The sequence below is a fragment of the Pseudomonas sp. 382 genome (assembly GCF_002759075.1).
In the GTDB taxonomy this organism is placed as follows: domain Bacteria; phylum Pseudomonadota; class Gammaproteobacteria; order Pseudomonadales; family Pseudomonadaceae; genus Aquipseudomonas; species Aquipseudomonas vlassakiae.
Window position 1 is genome coordinate 1 of record NZ_PEMX01000075.1, and the last position, 5054, is coordinate 5054.

Annotated in this window: 5 protein-coding genes; all 5 read right to left on the minus strand. The window is 52.3% G+C overall.

The genetic code is table 11. The features are described 5' to 3' along the window. Positions 1 to 114: 114 nt before the first annotated feature. Positions 115 to 309, minus strand: coding sequence for a hypothetical protein (locus tag CQW31_RS30525; RefSeq protein WP_081264862.1), 195 nt, complete (start codon positions 307 to 309; stop codon positions 115 to 117). A gap of 127 nt (positions 310 to 436) precedes the next feature. Further along, the gene (locus CQW31_RS30530) at positions 437 to 1249 is read right to left on the minus strand and encodes an N-acyl homoserine lactonase family protein (protein ID WP_016486899.1); all 813 of its coding nucleotides are present in this window, start codon (positions 1247 to 1249) and stop codon (positions 437 to 439) included. 262 nt (positions 1250 to 1511) lie between these two features. Then, a complete protein-coding gene (locus tag CQW31_RS30535) occupies positions 1512 to 2660 on the minus strand; it encodes an iron-containing alcohol dehydrogenase (protein WP_009683642.1) in 1149 nt (382 codons plus the stop codon). A 164-nt stretch (positions 2661 to 2824) separates the two neighbouring features. Continuing rightward, positions 2825 to 4195: a sigma-54-dependent Fis family transcriptional regulator gene (locus tag CQW31_RS30540; protein ID WP_033690530.1), complete on the minus strand. Its 1371-nt coding sequence runs from the start codon at positions 4193 to 4195 to the stop codon at positions 2825 to 2827. Positions 4196 to 4432: 237 nt separating this feature from the next. Beyond that, on the minus strand, positions 4433 to 5054 hold a 622-nt coding region (locus CQW31_RS30545), incomplete at its 5' end, for an IS5 family transposase (protein ID WP_143524282.1).

Genomic DNA, 5054 nt, shown 5'->3' on the forward strand with positions numbered 1-5054 from the left:
GAGAGAGCTCGGCGACTGATTATGCACCACGACCGGTTGTTTGCTGTTAGCGAGGCATGGGTGTGGCTGGCCGAGGCTAGGATGCTCGCACGCCGGCTCACGACTTGATTTTGTCTACACCCTCTTAGCGTTGAATGTCGTCAGGAAGTTATCCAGCGCTTTGCATGGAATATCAAATTCCTGGCTATAGTTTCCTTTCGCATCTTTTGCGCAGCTGTCTGGCAAGCCGGTTTGAGCAGGGGCTGCAAAAACCTGGGAGGTTGCGATACCGGCAGCCAAGAGTAACGATACTTTCAATGCAGGCTTCATATATCAGTCCTTATTATTGTTTATGCTGAAAATTTTCTGAACCCCTGCGACATGACAGGGAGCTTTTCAATTTGCCTGAACCCTCAAGCACTTCAACGTGTGAAACTTCTTGCTTGGTACTTCACAGTTATTGTTGCAGACCGGCCAGCGCTGCTGGCCTGACTCTGCGAATGGCACCATCTGTCAGTAATTTCGACTGCTCTGGATCATGCCCGTACAGTACCATTGCCCCTTTGGACTTTAGCTGTTTAAACAAGTTAAAGTTATCAAGCATTCCTTGAGCGTCATTCACCACCATTGCATCTGGAAGCGTCATCTTTTCAAGGGAAGCCTTCAAGTAGCAGGCATCCGCAGTGATGATCACATCTTTGCCATCTACTTTGACTTTCAGCGACTGGTGCCCGGGCGTGTGACCAAAGCTCGGGATAAGTACAACCGAACCATCACCAAATAGATCGTGTTCACCATCAATTTCAAGGCGCTCGTGACCTAGATCATAGTGTCGAGGAGCATACACTTCTTTTTCAATATTTTCCTCATTCTTTGCTGCCTCCCACTCACGTTTCTGGATAACCAGTCGTGCGTTAGGGATGCAGGCATTACCACCACAATGATCGAAGTGTAGGTGAGAATTAATTATAAAGTTAATCTTCAGCGGGTCGACGCCGAAAGCCTCCAGGCGCTTAGCTACATCCTCGCCAGGCACAAAATTAACTGTCGTTATATCTGAAAAAACTCCGAGTGATTTTTTCACCACTTCCGGATCTTTGGACTGCAAAGGCAACTCAAGGCCTGTATCAAACAAAACAGTGCCTTTCGGATGTTCGATCAAATAGCACGGCACAGGGATTGCCAGATCGCCCGTTTCTCCAGCCATGAAGAAACCATAAGGCATAGTAATCCAGCCGCATGTCATTGCATATAATTTAACTTCTTCCATAGCTATCAACCTCTAAGCTATCACGGTTCTTCTTGGGTATTCAAGGTATTATTATGATTTCAGGCAGATTATATCTAAATTAATTGTAGGTATGAATTGTTGCGTGTCAACAATTAATGTATTTCAAATTCATGAAATCGATCTTGAATTAAATGCTCAGTTCCTGCTGCGCAAATCATTAGATATATTGTGTATCAGACACAATTGTCTATCCATCCCATAGGCTCGGCTTCCGTGTTTGGTCACCCTATATATCAACGGGTTACCATGCAGCCTGGTAAATTGATTCGATATCTTCAGACGTTAACTTGCGGGGATTATTGCGCATCAACCGGTCGATCTTACTGGCTTCCTCGGCCATCGGTGCTAGGGCGTCCTGTGGGACGTTGAAAGCGCGAAGACCGGCAGGGATGTCTACAGCAGCACACAGTTCAATCATCGCATCGACACTGGCGTCTGCAGCCTGGCTATCGCTCAAGCCGGCGATATTCACGCCCATTGCCTGAGCGACGTCGCGAAGACGCTCCATACAAGCAAGCTTGTTCCAGCGCATCACATAAGGCAGCAGCAAAGCGTTGCTGACGCCGTGAGCGATGTTGAAACGCCCGCCCAGCGGATAGGCAAGCGCATGCACTGCCCCAACACCTGCGTTGCCAAATGCCATGCCGGCCATCAGGCTCGCCGTAGCCATGTCTTCCCGAGCAAGGAGATCATTGGGATTGGCATAGGCCTTAGGCAAAGCGCGAGCTATAACCTTGATGGCTCCCAGAGCAATGGCATCGGTGATCGGCGAGCGATTGATCGAAATGTATGCCTCAATCGCATGCACAAGCGCATCGACACCGCTGGCAGCGGTCACGCTGCGTGGGCAAGTACGCGTCATGATCGGGCTAACCAGGGCAACATCAGGCAACAGGTAGTTGCTCACAATCCCTTTCTTGAGCTGCGCATTCTTGTCGGAGAATATCGCCACGTTAGTGACCTCCGAACCCGTGCCTGCCGTAGTTGGAATCGCGATCAGCGGAGGGCCCTTGCGGCTTACTTGATCGACACCGAACAACTCGGCCAAGGGGCCATCGTGTCTCGCGAAAGCCGCCACACCTTTCGCGATGTCCATGGCACTTCCACCGCCCAGGCCAATCAGTCCATCATGGCCACCCTCGCGAAAGGCGCGGGTGCAATCTTCGACCAAACTGATTTCAGGCTCTGGCTGCACTTGGTCGTAGAGGCCATAGCTGCGGCCACCCAGGTGGACCAAAGCGAGGTCGACTGTGCCCGATTTGACCAGAATCGCATCGGTCACGATCAATGGGTTATCAACCTTCAGCCGGGTCAACTCAGCGTCCAGCTGTTCAACCGCGCTAGCGCCGGTCAGGAGTTTATTGGCGATTTGAAAGGCAGAAACGCTCATCGGCTCATCCTCGTTTTTTTATTAGAGATGTACCAAATGGATAACAAAACCTGTGCCAATGTCGTGAAATACCCATCCTTGACGGATTTCGTCTCGTTCGTGCAGGCCTGCGGCACGAATAGCGATCAGTATTTCAATCGCAAAGTCGGCTAACGATCAGAAACCTAATCAAAACTCTCCCAGCGTTTCATCTTCTGGACGATGGTTGCTTGGCTCACTCCCAACGCTTTGGCTGCCAGGCGCGTGGTTTTGTGTACGCGCATGGCTGAAAGGATTGCGCTGCGCTCGGCGTTTTCCACAACCTTGCGTAGCGGTAAACGATCATGACTTGAGCGATCATTGTGGAGGTTGAGGATTTCCTCAGGCAGATCCAACGCCTCAATCGTGTCACTTTCGCAGACCACTACCAGACGCTCGACCAGGTTGATCAACTCTCGAATATTTCCTGGCCATGCGTACTCACAGAGCAGATCCAGGGTCTCCAAGCCCCACGACATTTTGCGCTCATAGCGCTCGTTGAAGTGCCTGAGGTAATGCTCCAACAGCGTTGAGATCTCTGCGGCGCGCTCGCGAAGCGCGGGAATATGAATGGGCACCACGTTCAGTCGATAGTAGAGATCGGCACGGAACAACCCTTCCTCGACTTTCTTTCGCAAGTCGTGGTGGGTGGCGCTGATGATTCGAATATCGACCTCACGCAATTCAAGTCCACCCACGGGGATGAATCGATTTTCTTCGATAACCTTCAGCAGTTTGACCTGTAGCGACAGCGGTAGATCGCCAATTTCATCAAGGAACAACGTTCCATGATTTGCTAACTCCAGAAGCCCTCGCTTGCCCTTGGCCGCTGCGCCCGTAAACGCCCCTGGTGCATAGCCGAACAATTCTGCCTCGATCAAATTTTCGGGCATTGCGCCGCAGTTGAGCGGAATGAAAGGCTCCTTGGCCCGAGCGCTGGAGTTGTGGATGTACTGAGCGATGAGGCTTTTGCCAACACCGGTCTCCCCTAATAGCAGCACCTTCACGTCACTGCCTGCTACACGACGTGTCTGTGAGAAAAGCGGGCCGGTTTGCGCTTGGTTAAAAACCAGCGAAGACTGTGTGATTTTTTCATATTCGCCAGCATGCAACTGCGCAGTGCTCTGACGCAGCTTCTTGAGCCCAGCTAGCTCATCCCTTTCATGCTTCATGCGCAGAAGCTCTGTCATGTCACGTACGGCGCTGACGACGTAGCTGATGCGACGATCCAGGAAAATAGGTGTTGCGCTCACCAACAGCTTCTTACCGTTACCGAGGCTCTGCATAACGGAAACCGGCGCACCTTGCTGGAGTACGCGTAAAGATGCGGATTGCGACACGACACCGTCGCGTACCAAGTCGTGCATGCTGCGTCCAATGAGCTGCTCGCTCTGGAGTCCAGTCAGACGTTCGTACGCGCTGTTTACTTTGACGGTAATCCCTGCTCCATCCGTGATGTAGACGCCGTCGTGCAGCGCGTTCAGAATCGTATCGAAAGTTTGATCAGTGAAGTTCACAGCGACCCTCTGAGCTAGCGAAAAAAGTGAGTGTAAGGCGTTCGTCAGTGCAGTGGCTCTATTCTTGAGGAGGTAGCTGGGACTCATGGAGTTGCAGATATCTGCAGTAGCTTTGCGGATGCATCGAAAAATCTCGTCCTAGGTGGCCCCGTATCACTTCTGCTCTACACGTGTTCCGCGAACCCACAAGTAGGCTGGAGGAGCCGGTCGTGCACCGCTAGGAGGGTGTAGACAAAATCAAGTAGTAAGCCGACGGGCCAGCATGCGAGCCTCAGCCAGCCATACCCATGCCGCACTTACATCGAGTAAACGATCATGGTGCATGATCAGCCGCCTGGCTCGCTCATTCCAGGCGTGAGTTCGTTCCACTACCCAGCGTTTGGGCATAACCACAAAACCACTCGGTGCTGGTGCTGACGCGAACAGCTCGCCTTGTGCTGAATGCCATTTCCCGGTACGGCGATTATTCGGTCCTCTTATGACCTGAACCTGAACAGCATGAATGTCTTGCGTCCGCTGAGCCCACTTCCCGGCGTAGGCACTGTCAACGAACAGAGTATTCACGGATGGGTACTTGCCCATCGAGGATGTCACCGCGTCGTCCGCCGCGTCTCGGTCCTGCACACTGGCGGCACTGATACTCACTGCCAAGAGCAAGCCAAGGGTATCAACGACCAGACTTCGCTTGCGCCCTTTGACCTTTTTGCCGGCGTCGTACCCACTTTCTCCGCCTTGGGGAGAGCTACGAGTTGACTGGGAATCGAGAACAGCGGCTGACGGCTTTTCATCACGATCCATCCGCTCTCGCCACTGGGCACGAAGCCGGTCGTGCATTTGCTCAAACTTGCCCTGAGCGCTC

Coding starts and splice junctions, on each gene's coding strand:
- CQW31_RS30530 (WP_016486899.1), bottom strand. CDS start 1,249: ATGGAAGAAGTTAAATTATATGCAATGACATGCGGCTGGATTACTATG.
- CQW31_RS30535 (WP_009683642.1), bottom strand. CDS start 2,660: ATGAGCGTTTCTGCCTTTCAAATCGCCAATAAACTCCTGACCGGCGCT.
- CQW31_RS30525 (WP_081264862.1), bottom strand. CDS start 309: ATGAAGCCTGCATTGAAAGTATCGTTACTCTTGGCTGCCGGTATCGCA.